Source organism: Berryella intestinalis (assembly GCF_000814825.1).
GTDB lineage: Bacteria > Actinomycetota > Coriobacteriia > Coriobacteriales > Eggerthellaceae > Berryella > Berryella intestinalis.
Map to the genome: position 1 here is coordinate 671595 of NZ_CP009302.1, position 25690 is coordinate 697284.

32 protein-coding genes are annotated in these 25690 nt (G+C 63.5%); 31 read left to right on the forward strand and 1 reads right to left on the reverse strand.

Going from position 1 to position 25690, the window contains the following annotated elements; genetic code table 11:
- Nucleotides 1-46: 46 nt before the first annotated feature.
- Nucleotides 47-1093, reverse strand: a complete 1047-nt coding sequence (locus tag JI75_RS02895; RefSeq protein WP_039688612.1) for an inorganic phosphate transporter — start codon at nucleotides 1091-1093, stop codon at nucleotides 47-49.
- A 304-nt stretch (nucleotides 1094-1397) separates the two neighbouring features.
- On the opposite strand from JI75_RS02895, the gene JI75_RS02900 reads away from it, so the two are divergent.
- The 31 genes from JI75_RS02900 (at nucleotide 1398) to JI75_RS03050 (ending at nucleotide 25687) form a co-directional block, all read left to right on the forward strand.
- A complete protein-coding gene (locus JI75_RS02900) occupies nucleotides 1398-3740 on the forward strand; it encodes an ATP-dependent helicase (RefSeq protein ID WP_039688613.1) in 2343 nt (780 codons plus the stop codon).
- 153 nt (nucleotides 3741-3893) lie between these two features.
- The gene (locus JI75_RS02905; protein WP_039688615.1) at nucleotides 3894-5258 is read left to right on the forward strand and encodes a putative manganese-dependent inorganic diphosphatase; all 1365 of its coding nucleotides are present in this window, start codon (nucleotides 3894-3896) and stop codon (nucleotides 5256-5258) included.
- 324 nt (nucleotides 5259-5582) lie between these two features.
- A complete protein-coding gene (rpsL, locus tag JI75_RS02910; RefSeq protein ID WP_039688617.1) occupies nucleotides 5583-5954 on the forward strand; it encodes a 30S ribosomal protein S12 in 372 nt (123 codons plus the stop codon).
- A gap of 108 nt (nucleotides 5955-6062) precedes the next feature.
- Nucleotides 6063-6533: a 30S ribosomal protein S7 gene (gene rpsG / locus JI75_RS02915; protein WP_039688619.1), complete on the forward strand. Its 471-nt coding sequence runs from the start codon at nucleotides 6063-6065 to the stop codon at nucleotides 6531-6533.
- A gap of 14 nt (nucleotides 6534-6547) precedes the next feature.
- On the forward strand, nucleotides 6548-8653 hold the full coding sequence (fusA, locus tag JI75_RS02920) for an elongation factor G (protein WP_039688622.1): 2106 nt from the start codon (nucleotides 6548-6550) through the stop codon (nucleotides 8651-8653).
- A 34-nt stretch (nucleotides 8654-8687) separates the two neighbouring features.
- A complete protein-coding gene (rpsJ, locus tag JI75_RS02925) occupies nucleotides 8688-8996 on the forward strand; it encodes a 30S ribosomal protein S10 (protein WP_006361610.1) in 309 nt (102 codons plus the stop codon).
- 15 nt (nucleotides 8997-9011) lie between these two features.
- Nucleotides 9012-9632 carry a 50S ribosomal protein L3 gene (rplC, locus tag JI75_RS02930; protein ID WP_039688625.1) on the forward strand — a complete coding sequence of 207 codons (621 nt, stop codon included), beginning with the start codon at nucleotides 9012-9014 and terminating at the stop codon, nucleotides 9630-9632.
- 32 nt (nucleotides 9633-9664) lie between these two features.
- Nucleotides 9665-10288 (forward strand): 50S ribosomal protein L4, encoded by a 624-nt coding sequence (gene rplD / locus JI75_RS02935; RefSeq protein WP_039688627.1) that lies wholly within the window; start codon nucleotides 9665-9667, stop codon nucleotides 10286-10288.
- Nucleotides 10289-10570, forward strand: a complete 282-nt coding sequence (gene rplW, locus JI75_RS02940; RefSeq protein ID WP_039688629.1) for a 50S ribosomal protein L23 — start codon at nucleotides 10289-10291, stop codon at nucleotides 10568-10570. It begins immediately after the preceding gene.
- 198 nt (nucleotides 10571-10768) lie between these two features.
- Nucleotides 10769-12064 (forward strand): trigger factor, encoded by a 1296-nt coding sequence (locus JI75_RS02945; protein ID WP_039688631.1) that lies wholly within the window; start codon nucleotides 10769-10771, stop codon nucleotides 12062-12064.
- Nucleotides 12065-12182: 118 nt separating this feature from the next.
- Entirely contained in the window at nucleotides 12183-14453 is a 2271-nt protein-coding gene (locus tag JI75_RS02950; RefSeq protein WP_039688633.1) for a cell wall-binding repeat-containing protein, read from the forward strand.
- 244 nt (nucleotides 14454-14697) lie between these two features.
- Nucleotides 14698-15621 (forward strand): diacylglycerol/lipid kinase family protein, encoded by a 924-nt coding sequence (locus tag JI75_RS02955; RefSeq protein WP_052241545.1) that lies wholly within the window; start codon nucleotides 14698-14700, stop codon nucleotides 15619-15621.
- A gap of 396 nt (nucleotides 15622-16017) precedes the next feature.
- Nucleotides 16018-16848, forward strand: a complete 831-nt coding sequence (rplB, locus tag JI75_RS02960) for a 50S ribosomal protein L2 (protein WP_039688635.1) — start codon at nucleotides 16018-16020, stop codon at nucleotides 16846-16848.
- Between the two features lie 21 nt (nucleotides 16849-16869).
- Nucleotides 16870-17142, forward strand: a complete 273-nt coding sequence (gene rpsS / locus JI75_RS02965) for a 30S ribosomal protein S19 (RefSeq protein WP_039688637.1) — start codon at nucleotides 16870-16872, stop codon at nucleotides 17140-17142.
- Nucleotides 17143-17156: 14 nt separating this feature from the next.
- Nucleotides 17157-17498: a 50S ribosomal protein L22 gene (gene rplV / locus JI75_RS02970; RefSeq protein WP_039688639.1), complete on the forward strand. Its 342-nt coding sequence runs from the start codon at nucleotides 17157-17159 to the stop codon at nucleotides 17496-17498.
- Nucleotides 17499-17504: 6 nt separating this feature from the next.
- Complete coding sequence (rpsC, locus tag JI75_RS02975) at nucleotides 17505-18230, forward strand: 30S ribosomal protein S3 (RefSeq protein WP_039688640.1); 726 nt, start codon at nucleotides 17505-17507, stop codon at nucleotides 18228-18230.
- Nucleotides 18231-18653, forward strand: coding sequence for a 50S ribosomal protein L16 (gene rplP / locus JI75_RS02980; RefSeq protein WP_039688642.1), 423 nt, complete (start codon nucleotides 18231-18233; stop codon nucleotides 18651-18653).
- Nucleotides 18654-18854, forward strand: coding sequence for a 50S ribosomal protein L29 (gene rpmC / locus JI75_RS02985; RefSeq protein ID WP_039688644.1), 201 nt, complete (start codon nucleotides 18654-18656; stop codon nucleotides 18852-18854).
- 28 nt (nucleotides 18855-18882) lie between these two features.
- Nucleotides 18883-19143, forward strand: coding sequence for a 30S ribosomal protein S17 (gene rpsQ, locus JI75_RS02990; RefSeq protein ID WP_039688646.1), 261 nt, complete (start codon nucleotides 18883-18885; stop codon nucleotides 19141-19143).
- A 48-nt stretch (nucleotides 19144-19191) separates the two neighbouring features.
- Entirely contained in the window at nucleotides 19192-19560 is a 369-nt protein-coding gene (gene rplN, locus JI75_RS02995) for a 50S ribosomal protein L14 (RefSeq protein WP_039688648.1), read from the forward strand.
- Nucleotides 19561-19573: 13 nt separating this feature from the next.
- On the forward strand, nucleotides 19574-19894 hold the full coding sequence (rplX, locus tag JI75_RS03000) for a 50S ribosomal protein L24 (protein WP_476693218.1): 321 nt from the start codon (nucleotides 19574-19576) through the stop codon (nucleotides 19892-19894).
- A gap of 129 nt (nucleotides 19895-20023) precedes the next feature.
- Nucleotides 20024-20569, forward strand: a complete 546-nt coding sequence (gene rplE, locus JI75_RS03005; RefSeq protein ID WP_039688653.1) for a 50S ribosomal protein L5 — start codon at nucleotides 20024-20026, stop codon at nucleotides 20567-20569.
- Between the two features lie 66 nt (nucleotides 20570-20635).
- Nucleotides 20636-20821 (forward strand): type Z 30S ribosomal protein S14, encoded by a 186-nt coding sequence (locus tag JI75_RS03010; protein ID WP_039688654.1) that lies wholly within the window; start codon nucleotides 20636-20638, stop codon nucleotides 20819-20821.
- A gap of 103 nt (nucleotides 20822-20924) precedes the next feature.
- Entirely contained in the window at nucleotides 20925-21323 is a 399-nt protein-coding gene (rpsH, locus tag JI75_RS03015) for a 30S ribosomal protein S8 (RefSeq protein ID WP_039688657.1), read from the forward strand.
- 17 nt (nucleotides 21324-21340) lie between these two features.
- Complete coding sequence (rplF, locus tag JI75_RS03020) at nucleotides 21341-21883, forward strand: 50S ribosomal protein L6 (RefSeq protein WP_039688659.1); 543 nt, start codon at nucleotides 21341-21343, stop codon at nucleotides 21881-21883.
- 43 nt (nucleotides 21884-21926) lie between these two features.
- On the forward strand, nucleotides 21927-22298 hold the full coding sequence (gene rplR, locus JI75_RS03025) for a 50S ribosomal protein L18 (protein WP_039688661.1): 372 nt from the start codon (nucleotides 21927-21929) through the stop codon (nucleotides 22296-22298).
- Nucleotides 22299-22311: 13 nt separating this feature from the next.
- A complete protein-coding gene (gene rpsE / locus JI75_RS03030; RefSeq protein ID WP_039688664.1) occupies nucleotides 22312-22839 on the forward strand; it encodes a 30S ribosomal protein S5 in 528 nt (175 codons plus the stop codon).
- Nucleotides 22839-23030: a 50S ribosomal protein L30 gene (gene rpmD / locus JI75_RS03035; RefSeq protein WP_039688666.1), complete on the forward strand. Its 192-nt coding sequence runs from the start codon at nucleotides 22839-22841 to the stop codon at nucleotides 23028-23030. Before rpsE ends, rpmD begins: the two co-directional genes overlap by 1 nt.
- Before the next feature lie 181 nt (nucleotides 23031-23211).
- A complete protein-coding gene (gene rplO / locus JI75_RS03040; protein WP_039688668.1) occupies nucleotides 23212-23661 on the forward strand; it encodes a 50S ribosomal protein L15 in 450 nt (149 codons plus the stop codon).
- Nucleotides 23655-24941 carry a preprotein translocase subunit SecY gene (gene secY, locus JI75_RS03045; protein WP_039688670.1) on the forward strand — a complete coding sequence of 429 codons (1287 nt, stop codon included), beginning with the start codon at nucleotides 23655-23657 and terminating at the stop codon, nucleotides 24939-24941. The genes rplO and secY overlap by 7 nt, the downstream gene beginning before the upstream one ends.
- A 68-nt stretch (nucleotides 24942-25009) precedes the next feature.
- On the forward strand, nucleotides 25010-25687 hold the full coding sequence (locus JI75_RS03050) for a site-2 protease family protein (protein ID WP_039688672.1): 678 nt from the start codon (nucleotides 25010-25012) through the stop codon (nucleotides 25685-25687).
- The last annotated feature ends 3 nt before the right edge of the window (nucleotides 25688-25690 follow it).

Below are 25690 nucleotides of genomic sequence, written 5' to 3' on the forward strand. Positions count from 1 at the left end.
TCGGCAGTGCCGAGCGGCGCGGGGCAGAAGCGCGGCGGTCCTGAGGCTAGAGCATCATGAAGGCCTTGGCCAGCAAAAACCCGATCAGGCCGCAGCAGGGGAAGGTGAGGATCCAGGCCAGCACCATGTTCTTGGCGATGCCCCACTTCACTTTGCGGGGGTTGTCCGACGCGCCCACGCCCATGATGGAGGCGGTGCTCGCATGGGAGGTGGAGACGGGCATACCGGTCATGCTGGATATGAACAGCGTGATGATCGTGCCCGAAGTGGCCGCCGCTCCCTGGTATTTCTCGAGGCTCACCATGTCCATGGCCACGGACTTGATGATGCGCTTTCCCCCGAGGAACGTGCCGAGGGAGATGGCGAGCGAGCAGATCAGCATGAGCCACAGGGGAAACCCGGTCCCCTCGAAGGATTCGGACCCGAAGGCGAGCGCGATGCCCAGAAGGCCGATCGACATGAACTTCTGGCCGTCTTGGGCTCCGTGGAGAAACGACAGGAGCGCCGCGTTGACGTTCTGGACCATGGTGAAGCGGTCGTTGGCCACCTTGCGGTTCATCGACTTGCAGAGCTTCTCGAGGATCCTCACGGCAAGCCAGCCCAGGGCGAACCCGGCGATGAGCGAGAAGGCCATGCCGTAGACGACCTTGACCCATTCCGAGGGAACGACGCCCGACCAGCCGTTGAGCGCGATGGCGCCCCCGGTGATGCCGGCGATGAGCGAATGGGACTTCGAGGCGGGGATCCCTAAGAACCAGCAGATGAATCCCCATATGATGGACCCGATCATCGCCGCTTCGAGCGCCATGAGCGCCTGGTGCGTGTCGCCCTGGAAATTCACCATCGAGAACATGGTGTGGGCGACGGCGGTGGAGATGTAGGTCATGAGGATGATGCCCAGCAGGTTGAACACCGCGGCGACGATGAGGGCGCACGTCGGGGTCATGCAGCGGGTCGACACCGCGGTTGCGATGGCGTTGGGGGCGTCGGTGGCCCCGGAGATGACGGTCACGCCGATGACCAGGAAGATGATGACGGCGAGGGAGGGGTAGACAGCCACCTGCTCGATGAACGCGCCGAGTGTGAGTTCCATCAGACTCCTTATGCATATACCGGGCCACCCGCCCGATTACATTGCCCGCTACATTCTAGCGTATCTGCGCAAAAGCAAGGGAAGGGGTTTGAACGCGAGAATAAACCCATTCTTGATTCGGTTTTTTATTCAAGGAGGCGCTCGGCGCGGCTTCGTCGGCGCTTCTCATCTATAATACGGAGGGCTTTACCGCTCGGTGCGATCCGAGGCGGCGAGCCGTTTCGAAATCTATCGAATTCCCTGATCAATACGGAATCGTAACCGCAGGATCCGACCCCTGCGCAACCGAGGAAGGTGCGTTTTTATGTCGATCGATCTTTCCGTGCTCAACGGCCCCCAGCGCCAAGCGGTCGAGTGCACCGAAGGCCCGCTGCTCGTCTTGGCGGGAGCCGGGTCGGGAAAGACGCGCGTGCTCACGTTCCGCATCGCCCATCTGGTGAACGATCTGGGGGTCGCTCCGTGGGAGATCCTCGCCATCACGTTCACGAACAAGGCGGCCAAAGAGATGCAGACGCGCGTGGCCGACATCATCGGCCCGCGCTCGCGCGGCATGTGGGTCTCGACGTTCCACAGCATGTGCGTGCGCATGCTGCGCGCCGACGCCGAGCGCCTGGGGTTCTCGCGCAACTTCACCATCTACGACGACTCGGACTCCAACCGCCTGGTCAAAGAGATCATGGCCGAGCTCGACATCGATCCGCGGCGATTTCCCATCAAAGCGCTGCGCGGGCGCATCTCCCAGGCCAAAAACGAGCTCATGGTCCCCGGCGACTTCACGGCGCGGGTAAGCGACCCGGTGGGGAAGGTGGCCGCGCGCGTCTACGAGCGCCTGCAGGACCGCCTGCGCAAGGCCAACGCGTTCGATTTCGACGACCTTCTGCTGTACGGGTACCTGCTGCTGAAGCACTACCCCGATGCGCTCGAGGCCTACCAGGAGCGCTTCCGCTACATCATGGTGGACGAGTACCAGGACACCAACCACGCGCAGTACGAGATTACGCGCCTGCTGGCGGCGCGGCACCGCAACATCATGGTCGTGGGCGACGACGATCAGTCCATCTATTCGTGGCGCGGCGCCGACCTGCGCAACATCCTCGACTTCGAGGAGGACTACCCGAGCTGCACCACGGTCAAGCTCGAGCAGAACTACCGCAGCGTGGGCAACGTTTTGAAGGCCGCCAACGCCGTGATCGCGAACAACACCGAGCGCAAGGTGAAGAACCTGTTCACCGAGGCGCAAGACGGCGATCCCGTGAAGGTGTACTGCGCGTCCGACGAACGGGACGAGGGCCGCTGGATCGCCGGGCGCATCGAGCAGCGCCGCGGCGAGGGCATGAGCTACAACCAGATGGCGGTCTTCTACCGCACGAACGCCCAGTCGCGCATGATCGAGGACATGTTCTTGCGGGCGGGCGTGCCTTACCGCATCGTCGGGGGCACGCGCTTCTTCGAGCGCCAGGAGATCTCGGACGTGATGGCGTATCTGACGTGCGTGGTGAACCCCTCCGACGACATCGCGGCCAAGCGCGTGGTCAACGTGCCGCGCCGCGGCGTGGGCAAGACCACCGTCGAGCTTTTGGAGGGCCGCGCCCGCGAAACCGGCGCGACGTTTCTCCAGGAAGCCGAGATGGCCCTGGCAGACCAGTCGCTGCGCGCCGCGACGCGCACGGCGCTCGGCGAGTTTCTGGGGGTCCTCGAGGCGGGGCGCTCGTTTTCGGGCGATCTGCGCCGCGTGGTCGAGGCCATCATCGATCAGTCGGGCCTCATCGCGGCACTCGAGGCCGAAGGGACCGACGAGGCGCACGGCCGCATCGACAACATCCGCGAGTTCCTCGGCGTCGTCGACGAGTTCGCCGACACGCATACCGACGAAGACGCGCTGTTCGAAGCGCCCACGGCCGTATCGGAGGCGGACGGGGAGGACGGGCCCGGGGTGCGCACGCTGCGCGGCGACTCCCTGGCCGACTTCATCGAGTGGGTGCGCCTGCGCACCGATCTGGACGCCGCGGGCGACGACGGCAACGCGGTGACGCTCATGACCGTCCATGCATCGAAGGGCCTCGAGTTCGACTGCGTGTTCGTGGCCGGCATGGAGGAGTCGCTGTTTCCCAGCGCGCGCTCGATCCAGGAATCGGCCAGCGTCGAAGAGGAGCGCCGCTTGGCCTACGTCGCCATCACGCGCGCCCGCAAGTATCTGTACCTCACCTATGCCAGCCAGCGCACCATCTACGGCCAGACGCAGGTGAACCCGGTTTCGCGCTTCATCCACGAGATACCCCCCGAGGTGCGCAGCGCCGTGGGCGTCGGGTCGGCCGGCTTCTCGGGAACGGGTTGGGAGAAGCGCGGGAGCCGCCGCGGCATCGCCGGTTCGGGAACCGAGGCGGGGGAGGGCCGCGTGTTCGGGCGCTCGAGCGCAAGCGGTGCGGGAGAGCGGGCGCGTCGGGGGAAAACCGGTTTCTCTTCGGCGTCGGAGGGCCGCTCCGGTGCGCGGGCGACGTTCTCTTCGGGCGACAAGGTGAGCCACAAGACCTTCGGCGCCGGCGTGGTGACCAAGGTGGACGGCGACACCATCTTCGTGAGGTTCTCGAAAACAGGTCAGGTCAAAAAGCTGCTGAAGGACTACGCCCCCATCGTCAAGGTGGACTGAGGCTCCTTTCGCCGCTTTCGAGCCAGCCCCTGCGCTCGCCGGGCAAAATCATCCGTACGGAATCAGATCTCTTCGGGATCGGGCGCTCTGGCTAAAATGGACGGGATACCCTGCATCCGCGGCCTCATCGCCGCCCCGATCCGAGGAGCCCCCATGCCTTCGACCATCATCGTCATCGGACACCGCAACCCCGACAACGATGCCATCAGCTCGGCGGTCGCCTACGCCTACCTGAAAAACGCGGTCGCCGCGCGCGATGCCGCCGACGGATGCGAGTCCGACCGCTACGTTCCCGCCCGCCTGGGTCCGCTTCCCCCCGAGACCGCCGGCGTCTTCGGGCGCTGCGGCATCGAGGCGCCGCGCATGATCGGGCACGTGCACGCGCGCGTCTCCGACGTCATGACGCGCAACCCCGTGTCCATCAACCGCCATGCCACCCTGCTCGAGGCCGGGCGCATGCTGCGCAAGCACAACATCCGCGCCCTCATCGTCACCAACGACGACGGGACCTATCGGGGCCTGGTCACCACCCGCATGATCGCCGAGCGCTACATCTCGGCCACCGACGTCCTCACGCAGGGCTCGTCCCAAGACGCCGTGGCCGCCGACCTCATCGCCTCGCTCGACCAGACGGTCGACGAGATCCTCGAGACCGAGGTGCTTGTGCTCGACGCCGAGGTCATCCTCAAGGAGGCCATCGACGACCTCATGGCCAGCCCCTTGCGCGAAGCGGTGGTCCTCGACGACGACGGCCGCGCCATCGGCATCGTCACGCGCTCGGACGTCGCGGTGAGGCCGCACCGCAAGGTCATCCTGGTCGACCATAACGAGCGGCGCCAGGCGGCCCCCGGTATCGATGAGGCCGAGGTCGTCGAGATCATCGACCACCACCGCATCGCCGACGTCTCCACCGTCAACCCCATCAGGTTCTTGAACCTGCCCGTGGGCTCTTCGGCCACCATCGTCACCATGGAGTTCCAGCGCGAGGGGATCCAGATCCCCGAGCCCATCGCCCAGATCCTGCTGTCGGCTCTCATGACCGACACGGTTATCCTGAAATCCCCCACGGCAACGCCCACCGACGAGCGCGTCGCCGGATATCTGGGCGAGATCCTGGGTGTCGATCCCATCGAGTTCGGCATGGGCGTGTTCAAGCTGCGCGGCGGCGACGAGCATATGCCCATCGACAAGTTCGTGGGCGCCGATGCCAAGGAGTTCCAGGTGGGGGACAGCGTCGTGCTCATCGCCCAGCACGAGACCGTCGACCTGCGCTCGTCTCTGGCACGCGAGCAGGAGATCCGCACCGAGATGCAGCGCCTTTTGGAGGCGGGGAAATACGAGTTCGTGCTGCTCATGGTGACCGACATCATCGCTGAGGGAAGCCAGTTCCTCTGCGAGGGCAACCGCAAGCTGCTCAACCGCGCCTTCGGGATCTCGTGCACGGGCAAGGGGGGCACCTGGATGCCCGGCGTCCTGTCGCGCAAAAAGCAGGTGGCCGCCCGCATCCTGGGCTCGTAGCGCCCCGGCGAGCCCCGTCGCCGTTTTTCGGGGCGGGTCGCCCTTCGCGCTGAAATCCGTTCGAACCAGGGGTTTTCCGTTGTGTAAGCTCTGTGGAGGCGTTATAGATACGCCCGGGTGCGTGGCGTTTGACAACCCAGATAGCGGGTGATAATGTTTGCCATCGCGTCTCGATGAGGCGCTCGTTGCGCCGTGCCCGAACTCACGCGGGAAGGTGCGCGAGAGCTTAGGCGCTTCGGTCCAACCGATAGGCTTAACTCGAAAATGACCTGGTGAAATCCCGGGTCTGAAGGCACATTTCGATTGCAAGAAGGAGAGAAGAAGTTGCCTACAATCAACCAGCTGGTCCGCAAGGGCCGCGCCAAGCAGGTCGACAAGAAGAAGACCCCTGCTCTGAAGGGCAACCCCCAGAAGCGTGGCGTGTGCACCCGCGTGTACACCACCACCCCGAAGAAGCCGAACTCGGCTCTTCGCAAGGTCTGCCGCGTGCGCCTGGTCAACGGCATGGAGGTCACGGCCTACATCCCCGGCATCGGCCACAACCTGCAGGAGCACTCCATGGTGCTCATCCGCGGCGGCCGCGTCAAGGACCTGCCCGGCGTGCGCTACAAGGTCATCCGCGCCGCGCTCGACTGCGCTGCGGTGAACGACCGCAAGCAGGCGCGCAGCCGCTACGGTGCAAAGCGCCCCAAATAAGTTGTCAGTAAGCCGCACGGACCGCTGTAACGCCGCAAAACAAAAGGAAGCGGCCGGTCTAATGGGCCGATAAGGCTCGGAAGTGCGCAAGATCTCGAAGGAGAAAGAATGCCGCGTCGCGCAGCAGCCATCCGCCACGAAGTGCAGCCGGATGCCAAGTACAACAACCGTCTTGTCACGCAGCTGATCAACAAGGTCCTGCTCGATGGCAAGAAATCGCTCGCCGAGAACATCGTCTACGGCGCGTTCGACCTCGTCCAGGAGAAGACCGGCGAGGATCCCCTGTCCGTGTTCAAGAAGGCCATGGACAACGTCCGCCCCACGCTTGAGGTCAAGCCCAAGCGCGTCGGCGGCGCCACCTACCAGGTCCCGATGGAAGTGCCTTCCCGTCGTGCGACCACCCTCGCGATCCGCTGGATCGTCGACTTCTCCCGCAAGCGCCGCGAGCACACCATGCGCGAGCGCCTTGCCAACGAGATCATGGAGGCCGCCGAGGGCCAGGGCGCTTCCGTCAAGCGCCGCGAGGACCTCTACAAGATGGCCGAGTCCAACCGTGCGTTCTCGCACTATCGTTTCTAGAGGGGGCTTCTTCTATGGCTAAGACCTCTCTGAGAGAGACGCGCAACTTCGGTATCATGGCCCACATCGATGCGGGCAAGACCACCACTACCGAGCGCATCCTGTACTACACGGGCAAGACCCACAAGATCGGCGAGGTGCACGACGGCGCCGCCACCATGGACTGGATGGTCCAGGAGCAGGAGCGCGGCGTGACCATCACCGCCGCCGCCACGACGTGCTTCTGGAAGAAGGACGACGTCGAGTACCGCTTCCAGATCATCGACACCCCGGGCCACGTGGACTTCACCGCCGAGGTCGAGCGCTCCCTGCGCGTCCTCGACGGAACCGTCGCCGTGTTCGACGCCGTTGCCGGCGTGCAGCCCCAGTCCGAGACCGTGTGGCGCCAGGCCGAGCGCTACGGCGTGCCCCGCATCGCGTTCATCAACAAGTACGACCGCGTGGGAGCCGATTTCTTCCATGCCATCGAGACCATGAGGGACCGCCTGGGCGCCGCTGCCGTCGCCGCTCAGCTGCCCATGGGCGCCGAGGACAACTTCTGGGGCGTCGTCGACCTGGTCACCATGACCGCATGGGACTTCAAGGCCGACGAGAAGGGCATGACCTATCCCGAGCCCATGGACGCCATCCCCGCCGAGTTCGCCGAGGAGGCCGAGCTGCGCCGCCAGGAACTCGTGGAGGCCGCCGCCGACTGCGACGACGAGCTCATGGAAAAGGTCCTGATGGAGGAAGAGTTCAGCATCGACGAGCTCAAGGCCGCCATCCGCAAGGGCGTCATCGCCTGCCAGATGAACCCCGTGTTCGTCGGCTCCGCCTACAAGAACAAGGGCGTCCAGGAGCTGCTCGACGCCGTCGTCGACTACCTGCCGAGCCCCCTCGACATCCCGGCCATCAAGGGCGAGAACCCCGACACCGGTGCCGAGGACGAGCGTCCGGCCGACCTCAAGGCCCCGTTCTCCGCTCTGGCGTTCAAGATCATGACCGACCCGTTCGTCGGCAAGCTCACGTACCTGCGCGTGTACTCGGGCAAGCTCGATGCGGGCTCGTACGTGACCAACGCCTCGAAGGGCAAGAAGGAGCGCGTCGGGCGCCTGCTGCAGATGCACTCGAACCAGCGCGTCGACATCGACTCGTGCGCCGCGGGCGACATCGTGGCCGTCGTCGGCCTGAAGGCCACCTCGACCGGTGACACCCTCTGCGACGAGCAGGCCCCCATCATCCTGGAGTCCATGGAGTTCGCTGAGCCGGTTATCGACATCGCGGTCGAGCCCAAGACCAAGGCCGAGCAGGACAAGATGGGCATCGCCCTTCAGAAGCTCGCCGAGGAGGACCCGACCTTCCGCGTCTCCACCAACCAGGAGACCGGCCAGACCATCATCGCCGGCATGGGCGAGCTCCATCTGGAGATCATCGTCGACCGTCTGCTGCGCGAGTTCAAGGTCGAGGCCAACGTCGGCAAGCCCCAGGTCGCCTATCGCGAGACGGCCACCAAGGAAGTCCTCAACGTCCAGGGCAAGTTCGTCCGCCAGTCCGGCGGCCGCGGCCAGTACGGCGACGCCGTCATCAACCTGTACCCGCAGGAGGCCGGCAAGGGCTACGAGTTCGAGAACAAGATCGTGGGCGGCGTGGTTCCCAAGGAGTACATCCCCTCGATCGACAAGGGCATCCAGGAGGCTCTCAACAACGGCATCCTGGCCGGCTATCCGGTGGTCGACGTCCGCGTCGAGCTGGTCGACGGCTCCTACCACGACGTCGACTCCTCCGAAGCCGCCTTCAAGGTGGCCGGCTCCATGGCGTTCAAGGCCGCTATGAAGAAGGCCGCCCCGGTCATCCTCGAGCCTATGATGGCCGTGGAGGTCGAGACGCCCGAGGAGTACATGGGCGACGTCATGGGCAACCTCTCCAGCCGTCGCGGCCAGATCCGCGGCATGGGCGATCGCGGCAACGCCAAGATCATCAGCGCCAAGGTGCCGCTGTCCGAGATGTTCGGCTACGCTACTGATCTGCGCTCCACGACGCAGGGACGCGCTTCCTATACGATGCAGTTCGATTCGTACGAGGCCGTTCCCAAAAACGTTGCGGACGAGATCATCAGCAAGGCCGGCGGAAGCGCTTCCTAAGCGGACGCTAGAATTCAATTGGAGGAAAACACAAGTGGCTAATCAGAAGATTCGCATCCGCTTGAAGGGATACGACCATGAGATCGTGGACCAGTCCACGAAGCTCATCGTCGACACCGCTCAGAAGACGGGTGCAAAAGTTTCCGGTCCCATCCCGCTGCCGACGGAGCGCAACCTGTTCACCGTCGTGCGCGGCCCGCACGTCGACAAGGATTCCCGCGAGCAGTTCGAGATGCGCACCCACAAGCGCCTGATCGACATCCTCGAGCCCACCCCCAACACGGTTGACTCGCTGATGCGCCTCGATCTCCCTGCCGGCGTCGACATCGAGATCAAGCTGTAAGGGGTGCCTCAGAGTATGATTAACGCGATTTACGGCAAAAAGGTCGGCATGACGCAGCTGTTCAACGAGAACGACGAAGTCGTCGCCGTCACCGTCATCAAGGCAGAGCCCAACACCGTCTGCCAGGTCAAGACCGTCGCCACCGACGGCTACGACGCCGTGCAGCTCGGCTTCGGCGACATCAAGCCCCAGAAGGTGAACCGTCCCATGGGCGGCCACTTCACCAAGCAGGGCGTCGATGCGCGCCGCTACCTGCGCGAGGTCCGCGTCGAGGACGGCAGCGCCCATGCGAACGGCGAGCAGGTCACGGTCGGCAACTTCGCCGAGGTGAAGAAGGTCGACGTTACCGGCACTTCCAAGGGCAAGGGCTTCGCCGGCGTCATGAAGCGCCACGGCTTCGCGGGCGGTCCCGGCGGCCACGGCGCCCACTTCCACCGCGCCCCCGGCTCCATCGGCCAGTGCGCCACGCCCTCGCGCGTCCTGAAGGGCGTTCGCCTTCCGGGCCACATGGGCTGCGACACGGTTACCGTGAAGAACCTCGAGGTTGTCCGTATCGACGAAGAGTCGAACCTCATCCTCGTCAAGGGTGCAGTTCCCGGCGGCAAGAACGGCATCGTTCGCGTCCGCATGGCCTAGTTGATCGAAGAACCTCTTAAGGAGCTTGCAGTATGACCACTATCGAAATCAAGGATGCCGCTGGCAAGACGGTCGAGTCCGTCGAGCTTGCAGCGTCTGTGTTCGGCATCGAGCCGAACGTGCCCGTCATGCACCAGGTTGTCCGCGCTCAGCGCGCTTCTTGGCGCCAGGGCACCCACAACACCCGCACCCGCGGCGAAGTCCGCGGCGGCGGCAAGAAGCCCTGGAGGCAGAAGGGCACCGGCCGTGCCCGCCAGGGCTCCATCCGCTCGCCCCAGTGGCGCGGCGGCGGCGTCGTGTGGGGACCGCATCCCCGCTCCTACGCGTTCCCGGTGAACAAGAAGGAGATCAAGCTCGCGATGCGCTCCGTGCTCTCCGCCAAGCTCGCCGACGGCCAGTTCCACGTCGTCAGCGACTTCGGCTTCGATAAGCCCTGCACCAAGGCGGCCGTCGCCGCTCTGAACGCTCTGGGCATCGAGGGCCGCACCACCATCGTCATCGGCAACGAGGACGTCGACACCTTCCTGTCCTTCCGCAACCTGCAGAAGGTCAACGTCATTCCCGTGGCCGAGGCGAACACCTATGAGATGCTCGACAACAAGGCTCTCATCTTCACTTCCGAGGCTCTGAAGCGCATCGAGGAGGTGCTTGCATAAATGAACGCACGCGAGATCATCATCCGCCCCATCATCACGGAGCACAGCTACGACATGATGGAGAAGAACACCTTCACCTTCGAAGTTGCCAAAAACGCCAACAAGATCGAGATCGCCAAGGCTGTCGAGGAGATCTTCGACGTCACGGTGGTCAAGGTCAACACGCTTACGGTCAAGCCGAAGAAGAAGCGCGTCCGCGTCCAGCAGGGTTACACCCGCACGTGGAAGAAGGCCATGGTCACGCTGAAGGACGGCGACACCATCGAGCTGTTCGCCTCCTAAGCGACACCGCACTGCCTGTTCGAAGAGGGCGTCCCGCTGAGGGGCGCCCTCTTTTCCGTTCGGATGGATTACAATACCCATCGTGTGCGCGCTGCATGCGCCCACGGGGCGGTCGGTCCGCGCCGCACACGTCTTTTGGTTCGGATGCCGCCTGCCCCATGGGCACGGTTCGGCTCTTTCGATTTCGAGGGGGATCGCATGAAGGTCATCAAGAAGGAAAACCCCAACGGCACCTTCCATCTCAAAGCCGTCGCGTCGACCGAAGAGGTCAGCCGCGTGCTCGATGCCGCCCAGGAGGTGTTCTGCCAGCAGATGGGCGTGATGCCCGTTCCCGGTTCGTCTTTGGCCCAAGCGGCCGTCGAGCAGCTGGGGATCAAGGATCTCGACGCCATCGTCGCCGGCCAGGCGGTCGAGTACCTCGTTCCCATGGCGTTCGAGAAGCACGGCATGATTCCCGCCTTCATCCCGCAGGTGCGCGCCGACAACCCGGTGCGCCGCGGCAAGACCTTCGAGTTCGAGTTCGACGCGACGCCCAAGCCCGCCTACGAACTGTCCAGCTACGAGGCGGTTTCCATCACGGTGGAGCCCTACGGAAGCGTCGATGACGAAGTCGCCGCCCAGCTCGAGCAGATCGCCGAGAACTTCTCGACGTTCGAGTCCGCCGATGCGGCCCCCATCGATCAGGGCATGACGGTGTTTCTGGCCGTGCGCTGCCTGTCCGATGGGGAAGAGGTTCCGGGCGTCACCACGCCGGGGCGCAGCTACCAGGTGGGCGTCGGCATGATGCCCCCGTCGTTCGACGAGGGAATTCTGGGCATGAACGTGGGCGAGGAGCGCTCGTTTACCTTCCTCGCGCCCGACATCGACGCCGAGGGCAACCCCTCCGAGAAGGAGTACCGGGCCGAGGTCACGTACCTCGAGACCCAAAAGCGCGTCAAGGCCGAGATCACCGACGAGTTCGTAACCTACACGTTCCCGATGTACTCTTCGGTCGAACAGCTGCGCGCATCCATCTTCGAGGACCTGGACGGCAAGCGCCGTGCGGGCTACGAAGAGTACAAGCGCAACCTCGCCGCCGACGAGCTGGGGAAGCGCTTCGAAGGCAAGATCGCCGACGAAGTGTACGAGGGCACCATGCGCAACACGGTGATGAACATGCGCGCCGAAGTCCAGCAGCAGGGCATGCGCTGGGAGGACTTCGTGGCCCAGAACGGGGGAGACCAACAGGTCAACATGATGCTGATGATGCAGGTGCGCTCGATGCTCGTTCAGGGCTACGCGCTCGACGCCCTGTATCGCCACGAGCGCCTCTCCTACACCGACGAGGACGTCATGGACGTATGCCGCGCGTTCAATCCGGCCGACCCCGCGCTTGCTCGCCGTCGTATGGAGGAGATGGGCCACAGCCTCACCCTGAAGGAGTCCGCCGAACGGCTGTGCGCGAACAAGTGGCTCGTCGATCACGCCCGCATCGAGGTGCGCGGCGAGGAGTAGACGCCGTTCCGAAGACGGGCGCATAAAGTTTGACATAGCTTACAACCTCGCGTATAACGGTGAAGTTATATGGAGCGAACAAAGTTCGCCGAAGCTTCATCGATCAAGGAGGTTGCAGGTGGGATACGCATTCGATTGCGGAAGATACGCGCGCAAAGGGACGGCCGTCGCTCTTTCGGCCGTCCTGGCGCTTTCAGGGGCGGGTGCCGTGTTTTCCGTCGAGAGTGCCTACGCGCTGGAAAACACGGACCCGGCGACGGCACCCGAATACACCTACCGTTTCTCGGTAAGCAAGGTCGAAGCGGTCGATTCGACCAAAAGCGTGGTGCTCCACATCGACGGCATGGGGATCCGATCCGAGGCGGGTTGGTGGTACCGGGTGTCCGACCAGATCCAGAACTTCCAGATCGACGGAGTTTACGTCAGGGACTTCAAGAACTACGTCCACGCCCGCTGCGACACCGCGGCCGGCACGCTTACGCTGACGGGGCAGACCGAGCTCTACGACATGGTGAAGAAGTGCGGCGACAAGCACCAGGTGGTCGTGAACTTCACCGACGGTGCCGGCAAATCCTACCGCTTCGTGAAAGAGGATGCCGGCTACGTGGCCCATGCGGGCACTCCCGGATCGGGAGCCGAAGACCCGGGCCTGGGCGACCGGAAGGTCACGTACTACATCATGAACGCGGCCCGCGGCGACGGTAGCGGGTTCGGCAACTACAAGGGCGAATTCTACCTGTACCTCAACGAGGGCGTGTCCACCGCCGACTTCGTGTCCAAGATGAAAGAGGTCTACATCAACGGAACGAAGGTTACCGACCCGTCCATCTTCACCTCCAGCGCGCTGCACGTCGACCGCATTCACACCAACGAATACCAGCGCGAAGCCTATAACCTGTGGCATGTGGACGAACAGGGCAAGACGAAGGGCGACAACAAGATCAAGGTCGTTCTGAAAGACGGCACCGTCGTCGAGTTCGACGAGCAGAACAAGCCCGATCCCAAGACGATCCCCCATGTGTCCTACGTATCGCTCGACGACATCGACAAAATCGAGATCGCGGGTTCGAACCAGATCTGCATCGAACTGAAGGGCAGCAGCTCAACCAAGAAGAACTACTTCTTCAACGAGATCGAGTCGATCGACGTCAACGGGGTGGAGCTTCCCATCAAGGAGTTCCATCGCGGAATGGCCCACGACATCTGCAGCGTCGAGTACGGCTCGGCAGCCGAGGGCATCCTGAAGCGCCATAACGAGGCGTGGAACAAAAACGCCGAGAATCCGGTCGTCGTGTTCCACCTCAAGGACAAGACCACCCTCACATGGCCCAAGGGCGCGGTCGCTCCCAAGCCCGGCGGCGAGGCCGAGGTTCCCGGAGAGGGCGGCAACCAAGCCGCAAAGCAGGCCGAATGGGTGCGCCTTGCGGGCGATGACGCCTTCGGCACGATGAAATCCATCACTTCGAGTGCCCATGGCTGGGCCGACGGATCGTGCAAGACCGTCGTTTTGGCCACGTCGTCGGGCTATTGGGACGCGCTGTCCGCGGCCGCCCTCGCCGGCGCCCACAAAGCGCCCGTCCTCATCACCGACGCTTCGTCGCTGACCGACCAGACTGCCTCCGAAATCCGCCGCCTGGGCGCCGAGAAGGTCGTGATCTGCGGCGGCGAGGCCGCCGTTTCGGCCGAGGTCGAGCGCGCCGTCAAGGGCCTCGGCGCAGCCGTCGAGCGCGCTCAGGGCGAGGACGCCCAGGCGACCGCCGTCGAGATCGCCAAGCGCGTGCGCGCCCAAGCCAAGCCCACGACCTGCATCGTGGCCACGTCCGCGGGCTATTACGACGCTCTGTCGGTTTCCCCGTGGTCGTACAGCTCGGCTGCGCCCATATACCTCACGGACGCCGAGGGTAACCTGGGAGAGGCGGCCCTGGCCGACATGAAGGCCGCGGGCTACACCCGCGCCGTCATCGTGGGCGGAACGGCCGCGATAGCGGACGGCACCGAGGCCAAGCTCGCCGAAGCGCTTGGCACAGCACCCGGCTCGGTTTCGAGGATCGCGGGCCAAGACGCGTGGCAGACTTCGGCTGCGATAGCGAAGGCCCAGATCGAAGCCGATCCCACCTGCGCTCGCACCGTGGGCGTGGCCGATGGGAACGGGTACTGGGACGCTCTGACTGGCGGCGCTCTCATCGGGAAGGCCAACGGCGTCATGCTGCTCGTGCCCCACGACGGCCCGACGTCCGAGGGAGGCTCGTTCTCCTATGACGCCTTCACCATCGAAAACGTCATCAAGAAGCACGCCGATGCGATCGAGCGCGCGTTCGTGTTCGGCGGCGAGGCGGCCGTGCCCGCGTCCACGATGGATGCCGCCCGCGATGCCGAAGCGAGCAAATAGGGAAGCGCCCGAGGCGCTTTGCCGCCCCTGCGCGGACGTTCGCCGCGCAAGGGGCGGCCGGAAGCGGGGCCGACCGTATGGGCCGGGACTTCGAGGGACCGAGTGCGCTCGGTCCCTTTTTCGCGCCGACGCCGCACGGTGCAGGTTTTTTGCGGATGCGTCCACGGATCCCGTGCCGACGGGGTGCGTTTGCAGTATGGTATCCCGTCGGAACGAACTGCATGCCGAAACGATAGGAGATCGCGTGGGCGAATCCAACCTGGGTCGCGTCCTTCTGATTGCAAACCCCGCCGCGAACAACGGCCGCGTGAGGAACGTGGCCCTCGAGGCCCGAGATGCCCTGCGCACGGCATGCCCTTCGGTCGAAGAGGTGCAGCTGGTGCTGACCGAGCAGCCGGCGCATGCGACCCGCATCGCCTCGTCGGCGCATACGTGGGACACCGTGGTGGCCCTGGGCGGCGACGGGGTGGCCCACGAGGTGGCAAACGGCCTCATGTGCATCGAGGTCGCCGATCGGCCCTTGTTCGGCCTGCTCCCGTTCGGGTCGGGCAACGACTACGCGCGCACGCTGGGCATGCCCAGCGACCTGCGCGCAGCGGTCCGGGCGCTGGAGCGCGCCCATCCCCATCGCTTCGATTTGGGCGTGTGCAACGGGGAATTCTTCCTGCAGACGCTTTCCTTCGGCTTGGACGCGGCCATCGCGCTCGATACGGTTCAGCGGCGCAAGACCACGCGGCTTTCGGGCGCGCCCCTCTACCTCGTGAGCGGTTTGAGCCAGCTCATCGGGCATCTCGACGTTCATTGCGCGAAGCTCTCCGTCGACGGGGCCGACCCCGTTTCCCTCGACGTGCATCTTCTGGCCGTCCAAAACGGCGTGACGTACGGGGGAGGGTTCGCGGTGTGCCCCGATGCGCGCCCCGACGACGCCGAGCTCGATCTGTGCTGGGTCGACGGCCCCCAGTCGGTCGCCCGGGCGACCAAGACCTTCCTTTTGGCGAAGGGCGGAAAGCACACGGTGCGCCCCGGCGTGCGCTTCAGCCGCGGATCGCGCGTCACCGTCGAGTTTTCGGCTGCCGTTCCCGCCCAGATCGACGGGGAAGAGCTGAAGGGGACGCGCTTCGAGATCGGCGTCGCGCCCCGCGCCCTTTCGGTGCTTGCCCTCGCCTAGGCCGCTTTCGGCAGCGCCCCTCAACCGCTTCGGCGGCAGCGGTTCCCCAAAAAGGGCCCTGCGCCGTTTCGGGCGGGCGGTTTTCAGCCCCTTTCCGCGTCCGTCCGTCGGTGCGCGAGGGGCGCTTGTGCGCAGGTTATGTGCTCATCTGGGCTTCTTGATAATAATTTCCCTTCTGTATATAATTCTTCCTTGTGTCTGGGCGATCTATGGATACACCCGGACGCGTGGATTATCGGAGTCGAAAGCGCGTGCCCTCATCATGCGCAGGTCGGCAATCGTGATCCACGGCATGTAGGGGGTCTTTGGTGTACGACGAGGCGTGCGAGCAAAGGCCCGGAAGAGAGATGTTCGAAGTCCGTTGCGCTTCGGGCGTCTGAGAAAGGAAACACTAGCATGGGAGTCAAGCAGTACAAGCCGACTAGCCCCGGCCGCCGTTTCCAGATGGTCTCCGATTTCGCGGAGATCACCACGGATAAGCCGGAGAAGTCGCTCCTCGCGCCCCTGTCCAAGAAGGCAGGACGCAACAACAACGGCCGCATCACCACCCGCCATCAGGGCGGCGGACACAAGCGCCGTTACCGTATCATCGACTTCAAGCGCAACAAAGACGGCGTGCCCGCCAAGGTTGCCACGGTCGAGTACGACCCCAACCGTTCCGCCCGCATCGCCCTTCTGCACTATGTGGACGGCGAGAAGCGCTACATCCTGCACCCCAAGGGGCTGCACGTGGGCGACATGATCGTGAGCGGTCCCGAGGCCGACATCAAGCCCGGCAACGCGCTTCCCCTCGCGAACATCCCCGTCGGCACCCTCATCCACGCCGTCGAGCTCCAGCCCGGCAAGGGCGCGGCGCTCGCTCGCTCCGCGGGAACCAGCATCCAGCTCATGGGCAAGGAAGGCAAGTACGCCATCCTGCGCATGCCCTCCTCCGAAATGCGCCGCGTGCTGCTCACCTGCCGTGCGACCGTCGGAGAGGTCGGCAACGCCGAGCACTCCAACATCAAGATCGGCAAGGCCGGCCGTAGCCGCTGGCTGGGCATCCGTCCCACCGTCCGCGGTACCGTCATGAACCCGGTCGACCATCCGCACGGCGGCGGCGAAGGCAAGAACAAGTCCTCGGGCCGTCACCCCGTGTCTCCGTGGGGCGTTCCCACCAAGGGCCATCGCACCCGCAACCGCAAGAAGGCTTCGAGCCGCCTGATCATCCGCCGCCGCAAGAAGTAGCGCACGCGAAAAGGAGCAATAGTGAGCAGAAGTTTGAAGAAGGGACCTTTCGTCGAGCCGCGCCTTCTCGGTCGTATCGAGGCTATGAACGAAGCCGGAACCAAGGACGTCGTGAAGACCTGGTCTCGTGCGTCCACCATCTTCCCCGAGATGGTCGGTCACACGATCGCCGTTCACGACGGACGCAAGCACGTCCCCGTCTATGTAACCGAGTCCATGGTCGGCCACAAGCTGGGAGAGTTCTCTCCGACCCGCACCTTCAAGGGTCACGCAGCCGACAAGCGCAAGAAATAAGGAGAGGGTGAACAATGGAAGCTAGAGCTATCGCACGTTACGTGCGTGTTTCGCCCCGCAAGGCGCGCGTCGTCGTCGATCTGGTCCGCGGCAAATCCGTGGTGCAGGCTCGCGAGATCCTCGCGTTCACGAACCGCGGCATCGCCGAGTGCGTCGAGAAGACCCTGAATTCCGCGGTCGCCAATGCCGAGAACCTTCATCATGTCCGTCCGGAGTCCCTCGTCGTCAAGGAAGCCTATGTCGACGAAGGCCCGACCTTGAAGCGCATTCGTCCGCGCGCGAAGGGTTCCGCTTCACGTATTCGCAAGCGTTCGAGCCACATCACCATCGTTGTTGGCACGCGAGAGGAGGCATAAAGCCTTATGGGTCAGAAAGTAAGCCCTACCGGTTTCCGTCTCGGCATCACCGAGGATTGGCGTAGCCGCTGGTATGCGGGCAAGGATTACGCCGCCAACCTCGAGAACGACATCGCCATCCGCTCGTTCCTCGAGCGCGAGCTGTCCCGTGCCTCGGTCTCCCGCGTCGAGATCGAGCGCGCCGGCGACAAGACCAAGGTCATCATCACCACGGCCCGTCCCGGCGTCGTGATCGGCAAGAAGGGTTCGGAGATCGACGCTCTGCGCAAGAAGCTGCAAAACATCGCGACGGGAACCGTTTCGGTCGAGGTCATCGAGGTCAAAAGCCCCGAGCTGGACGCCACCCTGGTCGCCCAGTCCATCGCCGAGCAGCTGGAGGGCCGCGTCGCCTTCCGCCGCGCCATGCGCAAGGCCGTTCAGTCCGCGATGAAAAGCGGTGCCAAGGGCATCCGCATCCAGTGCGCCGGCCGCCTGGGCGGCGCCGAGATGAGCCGTCGCGAGTGGTATCGCGAGGGCCGCGTGCCGCTGCACACGCTGCGTGCCAAGATCGACTACGGCACTCACACCGCAGCGACTACCATGGGCTCCATCGGGGTTCAGGTTTGGATCTATCATGGCGAGGTCCTGCCGGGCCAGAAGGCTCCGCAGCCTGCTCTCGAGGGCAGCGCTCGCCCGAATCGCGCTCGTCGCAACAACCACCGCGGCGACCGCAACGAGAGGGGTGCTAAGTAGATGCTCGTACCTAAGCGTGTGAAGCACCGCAAGGTGCAGCGCGGTTCCATGAAGGGCAAGGCCAAGGGTGGAACCCGTCTGAATCATGGCGAGTACGGTATCCAGGCTCTCGAAGCCGCTTGGATCACCAACCGCCAGATCGAGGCAGCTCGTATCGCGATGACCCGCGAGATGAAGCGCGGCGGCAAGGTGTGGATCACCATCTTCCCCGACAAGCCCATCACCAAGAAGCCCGCTGAGACCCGCATGGGCTCGGGCAAAGGCAACCCTGAAGCCTGGGTCGCCGTCGTCAAGCCCGGCCGCATCATGTTCGAGATCGCCGGCGTCGAGGACGAGGTTGCTCGCGAGGCGCTCCGTCTTGCCATCAACAAGCTTCCCATCAAGTGCAAGGTCGTGACGCGCGAAACGGAAGGTCAGGAATAAATGAAAGCAGCAGAGATTCGCGAGCTTTCCGCAGAGGATCTGACGGCAAAGCTTCAGGAGGCCCGCGCAGAGCTTTTCAACCTGCGCTTCCAGATGGCCACGAGCCAGCTGGACAACACCGCCCGCCTCGGCCAGGTCAAAAAGGACATCGCTCGTATCCAGACTGAGATGCGCGCGCGTGAGCTTAAGGCTCTTAACTAGAGCGCGGATTTTAGGAAGGTAGAAGAACATGACTGATGAACGCAACTCTCGCAAGGTCCGTCAGGGCATCGTCGTCAGCGACGCCAATGACAAGACCTGCGTAGTGCAGATCAAGGATCGCAAGCCTCATCCCATCTACGGCAAGATGATGACCACCACCAAGAAGTTCCACGCTCATGACGAGAACAACGAGGCCCATGTCGGCGACACCGTCCTGATCATGGAGACCCGCCCGCTGTCCAAGATGAAGCGCTGGCGCCTGGTGAAAATCGTCGAGAAGGCACAGTAGTTTGCGGCTTTGCTGCATTCTCCTCTAGAGGAAAGTAAGGTAGAAGCAATGATTCAGGTGCAAACCATGCTCACGGTTGCCGATAACTCCGGCGCCCGTAAGGTGCAGTGCATCAAGGTCCTCGGCGGCACCGGCCGTCGCTATGCCGGCCTTGGCGATGTCATCATCTGCGCGGTTAAGGAGGCGACCCCCAACGCCAACGTGAAGAAGGGCGATGTCGTGCGCTGCGTCGTCGTTCGCGTGAAGAAGGAGGTGCGCCGCAAGGACGGAAGCTACATCCGCTTCGATCAGAACTCCGCCGTTCTGATCAACGAGGACGGCTCGCCCCGCGGCACGCGCATCTTCGGGCCCGTCGCCCGCGAACTGCGCGACAAGAAGTATATGAAGATCGTGTCTTTGGCACCGGAAACGCTGTAAAGGAGGTGCGCTGATGAGTGGAATGAAGATCAAGAAGGGCGACCTCGTCAAGGTCATTGCCGGTAAGGACAAGGGCAAAGAGGGCGTCGTGCTCCGCGCGCTTCCCGAGCGCAACCGCGTCGTCGTCGAGAAGGTCAACATCGTGAAGAAGGCCCAGCGACCCACGCCGCAGAACCAGCAGGGCGGCATCATGTCGATCGAGGCCCCGCTGCACGTGTCGAACGTCATGCTGATCGATCCCGCGACCAAGAAGCCGACCCGCATCGGTTACCGCATTAAAGAAGATGGTACGAAGGTGCGCGTTGCCAAGGTTTCCGGCAAGGATATCGATTAACATAGTGAATTGCGAATTTTCCAGCCTCGTTTCGCGGGGCTGGACGTTCGCGGTTGTGGCCCCGGCAAGGCGCCGGGGACGCGGGGTCGGAAATCTCGCGTTTAATTCATCGGAAAGGAAAGCATTACCATGACTCCTCGTTTGAAGGAACTCTACAAAAACGAAATCGTGGCTAAGCTCGAGTCCGAACTCGGTTTGAAGAACGTGAACCAGGTTCCCCGTCTCGAGAAGATCGTCGTGAACATGGGCGTGGGCGGCGCTGCGTCCGACTCCAAGCTGCTCGACGCGGCCATCAACGACCTGCGCGTCATCACCGGCCAGCAGCCCTGCGTGACCCGCGCCCGCAAGTCCATCGCCGGATTCCACATCCGCGAGGGCCAGGCCATCGGCGCCAAGGTTACGCTGCGCGGCGACCGCATGTGGGAGTTCCTCGATCGTCTTCTGGCCGTCGCCCTGCCGCGCGTGCGCGACTTCCGCGGCATCTCGCAGAAGAGCTTCGACGGTCGTGGCAACTACTCTTTGGGCATCACCGAGCAGCTGATCTTCCCCGAGATCGATTACGACAAGATCGATCGCACCCGCGGCATGGACATCACCTTCGTCACCACCGCCGAGGAAAACGCTGCTGCGCTCGCTCTGCTCAAGGCCCTGGGCTTCCCCTTCAAGGAAGACTAGACCGCGTATCGTTCGTAGACGTTCGGGAGCCCCATGCCCCCGCGTTAATAGGAAAGAAGGAAATGCATGGCTAAGAAATCGATGATCGCCAAGGCGAAGCGCGAGGCCAAGTTCTCGACGCGCGAGCACAACCGCTGCACGCGCTGCGGACGCCCCCGTGCTTACTACCGTAAGTTTGGCTTGTGCCGCGTGTGCCTGCGCGAGCTTGCCAACAAAGGCGAACTTCCTGGCGTGACCAAGTCCTCCTGGTAGGCGACCGGTATACGTTTAGGGTGTGCCCGCGCTCAGGCGTTCGCGCTACGGGTGCGAACGAACCGAGCGATGCGGTTCATCAAGGACTAAAGGAGAATCTAGTATGACAATGACCGATCCAATCGCAGATATGCTTACGCGCGTGCGTAACGCAAATTCTGTCGGCAAGGACACCGTGTCCATGCCGTCGAGCAAGAAGCTCGTCGAAATCGCCCGCATCATGGAGCAGGAGGGCTACATCGCCCGCTTCGACGTGATCGACGGCGAGCCCCGCGCCACCCTTGAGATCACCCTCAAGTACGGCAACAAGAAGGCCAAGACCATCCGCGGCATCAAGCGCATCTCGAAGCCCGGCCTGCGTATCTACGCCGGCAAGGACGAGCTGCCCCGCGTTCTGGGCGGTCTGGGCACGGCAATTATTTCTACGAGCCAGGGTGTGATGGCCGACCGCGATGCGCGTAAAAAGGGCATCGGCGGCGAAGTCGTCGCATACGTCTGGTAGGAAGGGAGCGAGGTAATATGTCTCGTATCGGCAAACAGCCCATTACCGTTCCTGCTGGCGTGACGGTCACCATCGACGGTACCAAGGTCACCACCAAGGGCCCCAAAGGCGAGCTCACCCGCGAGTTCCCCTCTATGATGATCATCAAGCAGGAAGGCGACGTCATCACGGTCGAGCGTCCCGACGACTCCCGTGAGGCGAAGAGCTACCACGGCCTGGTTCGCACGCTCGTCGCGAACATGGTCGAAGGCTCCGCCAAGGGCTTCTCCAAGAAGCTCCAGCTGGTCGGCGTCGGCTACCGCGCCGCGCTGAAGGGCAAGGATCTCGACCTCCAGCTGGGTTTCTCCCATCCCGTCGTCGTGCCCTGCCCCGAGGGCATCACCTTCGAGGTTCCCACTCAGACCGAGATCGTGGTCTCCGGCCCGAGCAAGGAACAGGTCGGCCAGGTTGCGGCCGACATCCGCAAGTGGCGCAAGCCCGAACCCTACAAGGGCAAGGGTATCCGCTACGAGGGCGAATACGTCCGTCGTAAGCTCGGCAAGGCTGCCAAGGGCGACTAAAGCTGCCTCGTCTGCATATGATTAAGGATTGAAGGGAATCTCAATGAACACCAATTTCAAGAAGAGGCAGACAGGGCTCGTTCGCCGTCATCGTCGCGTGCGCGGCAAGATCTCCGGCACCGCAGCCCGTCCCCGCCTCTGCGTTACGCGCAGCAACAACAACATCTACGTGCAGGTCATCGACGACGTGGCTGGGAAGACCATCTGCGGCGTCTCGACCCTCGGTCCCGAGTTCAAGGAGACCGGCAAGAAGAGCGCGACGGTCGAAGGCGCTTCGGCCATCGGTTCGATCATCGGCAAGAAGGCACTCGAGGCCGGCGTCACCGAGGTCGTGTTCGACCGCGGCGGCAACCTCTATCACGGGCGCATCAAGGCGGTTGCCGAGGGCGCTCGCGAAGCAGGCCTGAAGTTCTAGAAGGGAATAAGCTATGGCTCGTAAACAGCAACAGGAGGCAGGCGTTCCCGAGCTCCAGGAGCGCGTCGTTTCGATCAACCGTGTGTCCAAGGTCGTCAAGGGCGGCCGCCGCATGGCGCTGACCGCTCTGGTCGTCGTCGGCGACGGCAACGGCCGCGTCGGCATCGGCCTGGGCAAGTCCAAGGAAGTTCCCGCCGCCATCTCCAAGGGCGTCGAGGATGCCAAGAAGAACATGTTCGATGTTCCCCTGACCGAGGCCAAGACGGTTCCCCACGACATCATCGGCGAGTACGGCGCGGGCCGCGTCCTCATTCGCCCGGCGATGCCCGGTACCGGCGTTATGGCCGGCGGCGCCGTCCGCGCCATCATGGAGCTCGCCGGGGTCACCGACGTCATCACCAAGTCGCTCGGCTCGACCAACTCCATGAACATCATCAAGGCGGCTGCCGAGGGCCTGAAGAACATGCAGAGCCCCGAGCAGGTCGCCGAGCGTCGCGGTCTGACCGTCGACCAGATCTTCGGCCGAAAGGAGAGCAACTAATGTCCGAAGCAAAGAAGACTCTCCGCCTCACCCAGGTCAAAAGCTCGATCGGCCGCAAAGCCGATCAGGGACGCACGCTGCGCGCCCTCGGCCTCGGCCGCATCGGCAAGACCGTCGATCAGGTCGACAACGAGTCCGTTCGCGGCATGATCTTCAAGGTGAAGCACCTCATCACCGTCGAGGAGATCTAAAGTTAGCCGTTTCTCTGAATCGCTGACATTTAAACCCCGCTTGTTGTAGGCAAGCGGGGTTTTTTACTTTATAATCGTCATGTTTTGTGCCGTATCGGCCAGGACGCGTAATGGAGTTTGCTAGCGGCGAGCTGCTAGCGCGGTCCGCAGGGGCGGGCCGAGCGAACCAAAGGAGTTCAACATGGAATTGTCCGATCTTCATCCCGCAGAGGGTTCTCGTAAGAAGCGCACGCGCGTCGGCCGCGGTCATGCAGCCGGCAAGGGCAAGACGGCCGGTCGCGGCCTGAACGGCCAGGGCTCCCGCTCCGGCGGCAAGAAGCGCGCCGGCTTCGAGGGCGGCCAGACCCCGCTCGCGCGTCGTCTGCCCAAGCTCCCCGGCTTCCGCAACATCAACCGCGTGGAGTACATCCCCGTGAACGTCAGCCGCCTCGAGGACAAGTTCGAGGCCGGCGAGGTCGTGGACGGCGAGTCCCTGAAGGCCAAGCGCATCATCAAGAATGCCGATGCTCCCGTCAAGGTTCTCGGCGACGGCGATATCACCAAGGCCCTCACCGTGAGGGTCGACAAGGTTTCCGCCACCGCCCAGGCTAAGATCGAGGCTGCCGGCGGAAAGGTCGAACTGCCTTGCTAAGTGCGATCGTAGACGCATTCAAAGTCGCGGAGCTGCGCAAGAAGATCCTCTTCACCCTGGGGATCCTTGCGCTGTACCGCTTCGGTGCGTACCTTCCCGTCCCGGGCATCCCGTTCCGTCAGTTCGCCGATGCGTTCGCGAACTCGGGCACGGGCGTCTCGATGACGATGCTCGACCTGTTCACCGGCGGCGCCCTGTCGCACTTCTCGGTGTTCTCCCTGGGCATCATGCCCTACATCACCGCATCGATCATCATGCAGCTGATGCAGGGCGTCATCCCGGCGGTCGGCCGCTGGGCCAAGGACGGCGAGACCGGGCGGCGCAAGATCACCCAGACCACGCGCTACCTCACGCTGGGCCTCGGCCTGATCAACGCCATCGGGTACCTGCTGCTGTTCCAGTCCCCGGCCTACGGCGTGCAGTTCAGCACCGAGGTGCCCCAGTGGCTTACCAGCGTCATCGTGGTGTTCACGCTGGTCGCGGGTACCGGGCTCATCATGTGGATGGGCGAGCTCATCACCCAGCGCGGTATCGGCAACGGCATGTCGCTCATCATCTTCGCGAGCATCGTATCCCGCGTGCCCTCGTCCATCTTCTCGTCGGTCACCACTAATTCCGACATGGGGACGGGCATCGCGATCACCGTGCTCATCGTGGCCGTGGTGCTCATCGCCATCCCCCTGATCATCTTCGTGGAGCGCGCGCAGCGCCGTATCCCGGTGAACTATGCCAAGCGCATGCAGGGCCGCCGGATGATGGGCGGGCAGTCCACCTACATTCCCTTCAAGGTGAATGCGGCGGGCGTCATCCCCATCATCTTCGCCAGCTGCCTTATCTACTTCCCGGCCCAGATCGCCGCGCTGTTCAACGTCGGTTGGCTGACGGCTCTGTCCAACGCCATCTCGACGGGTTGGCTGAACTGGATCCTCACGCTGCTGCTCATCGTCTTCTTCGCGTATTTCTACACCTCCATGGTGTTCAACCCCGAGGAGACGGCGGACAACCTGCGCAAGCAGGGCGGGTTCATCCCCGGTATCCGCCCCGGCACGGCGACGGTCGCCTACATCCGCAACGTCTTGCGCCGCGTGACGTTGCCGGGCGGCATCTTCATCGCGCTTATCGCGGTCGTTCCCTCGATCCTGTTCTACTTCACGAACAACCAGCTGATCCAGGCGTTCGGCGGCACCTCCATCCTCATCATGATCGGCGTTGCGCTCGATACCATGACCAAGGTGGAAAGCCAGCTGAAGATGCACAACTACGAGGGTTTCTTCAAGTAGGGTCCTCGGATCTCGTTTTCGGACGGCCTGGCTAACCCCCAGGCCGTTTTCTGTATATAGGAGTGCTCATGGTGTCAATTCCGTATCTGATCTGCTCGGTTCTGGCGTTCGTACCGGGAATCGTTCTGCACGAGATGGGGCACGCCTTCGCCGCGTACAAGCTGGGCGACCCGACGGCGCGCAGCGAGGGGCGCATCTCGTTCAACCCCATCAGGCACATCGACCCGTTCGGCACGGTGATCCTCCCGGTCATGCTGATGGCGGTGAATATGCCGGTGTTCGGGTATGCGAAGCCGGTTCCGTACAACCCCTCCTATTTCAAGGATCCGCGCAAGGGCGACCTGATCGTCGGCCTGGCCGGCCCTGCGGCGAACCTGGTCCAAGCGCTCGCTGCAGCCGGCATCGCGCTGGCGCTCTTCATGTTCGCCCCGCTGTCGTCGTGGATGGACAACATCGTCTTCGGCTACTTCTACAGCCTGTTTCTGCCGCTCTACGCGCTCATCAACCTGTACCTGATGTTCTTCAACCTGCTGCCCATCCCGCCTTTGGACGGCTCGTCCATCTTCGCTTTCATTCTTCCCGAGCGTTATCTGCCGCAGTACTATCGCGTCCAACAGTACGCGTTTCCGATCTTCATCGCGATCGTGGTGCTGGTGCCCCAGGTGCTCCATATCAATCCGTTCCGCATCTACCTCGATGCAACCGCCGGCAATATCTGGGCGCTGTTGTTTCCCTTCATGGCGTAGCGC

Bases quoted from the DNA above. Each gene is read 5' to 3' on its own strand.
- rplF (WP_039688659.1), top strand. From the start codon at position 21,341: ATGTCTCGTATCGGCAAACAGCCCATTACCGTTCCTGCTGGCGTGACG.
- rplV (WP_039688639.1), top strand. From the start codon at position 17,157: ATGGAAGCTAGAGCTATCGCACGTTACGTGCGTGTTTCGCCCCGCAAG.
- rpsE (WP_039688664.1), top strand. From the start codon at position 22,312: ATGGCTCGTAAACAGCAACAGGAGGCAGGCGTTCCCGAGCTCCAGGAG.
- rplR (WP_039688661.1), top strand. From the start codon at position 21,927: ATGAACACCAATTTCAAGAAGAGGCAGACAGGGCTCGTTCGCCGTCAT.
- rplD (WP_039688627.1), top strand. From the start codon at position 9,665: ATGACCACTATCGAAATCAAGGATGCCGCTGGCAAGACGGTCGAGTCC.
- rpmC (WP_039688644.1), top strand. From the start codon at position 18,654: ATGAAAGCAGCAGAGATTCGCGAGCTTTCCGCAGAGGATCTGACGGCA.
- rplX (WP_476693218.1), top strand. From the start codon at position 19,574: ATGAGTGGAATGAAGATCAAGAAGGGCGACCTCGTCAAGGTCATTGCC.
- fusA (WP_039688622.1), top strand. From the start codon at position 6,548: ATGGCTAAGACCTCTCTGAGAGAGACGCGCAACTTCGGTATCATGGCC.
- rpsG (WP_039688619.1), top strand. From the start codon at position 6,063: ATGCCGCGTCGCGCAGCAGCCATCCGCCACGAAGTGCAGCCGGATGCC.
- rpmD (WP_039688666.1), top strand. From the start codon at position 22,839: ATGTCCGAAGCAAAGAAGACTCTCCGCCTCACCCAGGTCAAAAGCTCG.
- rpsQ (WP_039688646.1), top strand. From the start codon at position 18,883: ATGACTGATGAACGCAACTCTCGCAAGGTCCGTCAGGGCATCGTCGTC.
- rplB (WP_039688635.1), top strand. From the start codon at position 16,018: ATGGGAGTCAAGCAGTACAAGCCGACTAGCCCCGGCCGCCGTTTCCAG.
- rpsH (WP_039688657.1), top strand. From the start codon at position 20,925: ATGACAATGACCGATCCAATCGCAGATATGCTTACGCGCGTGCGTAAC.
- rplW (WP_039688629.1), top strand. From the start codon at position 10,289: ATGAACGCACGCGAGATCATCATCCGCCCCATCATCACGGAGCACAGC.
- JI75_RS03050 (WP_039688672.1), top strand. From the start codon at position 25,010: ATGGTGTCAATTCCGTATCTGATCTGCTCGGTTCTGGCGTTCGTACCG.
- rplE (WP_039688653.1), top strand. From the start codon at position 20,024: ATGACTCCTCGTTTGAAGGAACTCTACAAAAACGAAATCGTGGCTAAG.
- JI75_RS02895 (WP_039688612.1), bottom strand. From the start codon at position 1,093: ATGGAACTCACACTCGGCGCGTTCATCGAGCAGGTGGCTGTCTACCCC.
- rpsC (WP_039688640.1), top strand. From the start codon at position 17,505: ATGGGTCAGAAAGTAAGCCCTACCGGTTTCCGTCTCGGCATCACCGAG.
- JI75_RS02905 (WP_039688615.1), top strand. From the start codon at position 3,894: ATGCCTTCGACCATCATCGTCATCGGACACCGCAACCCCGACAACGAT.
- rplN (WP_039688648.1), top strand. From the start codon at position 19,192: ATGATTCAGGTGCAAACCATGCTCACGGTTGCCGATAACTCCGGCGCC.
- JI75_RS02900 (WP_039688613.1), top strand. From the start codon at position 1,398: ATGTCGATCGATCTTTCCGTGCTCAACGGCCCCCAGCGCCAAGCGGTC.
- rplO (WP_039688668.1), top strand. From the start codon at position 23,212: ATGGAATTGTCCGATCTTCATCCCGCAGAGGGTTCTCGTAAGAAGCGC.
- rplP (WP_039688642.1), top strand. From the start codon at position 18,231: ATGCTCGTACCTAAGCGTGTGAAGCACCGCAAGGTGCAGCGCGGTTCC.
- rplC (WP_039688625.1), top strand. From the start codon at position 9,012: ATGATTAACGCGATTTACGGCAAAAAGGTCGGCATGACGCAGCTGTTC.
- JI75_RS03010 (WP_039688654.1), top strand. From the start codon at position 20,636: ATGGCTAAGAAATCGATGATCGCCAAGGCGAAGCGCGAGGCCAAGTTC.
- JI75_RS02945 (WP_039688631.1), top strand. From the start codon at position 10,769: ATGAAGGTCATCAAGAAGGAAAACCCCAACGGCACCTTCCATCTCAAA.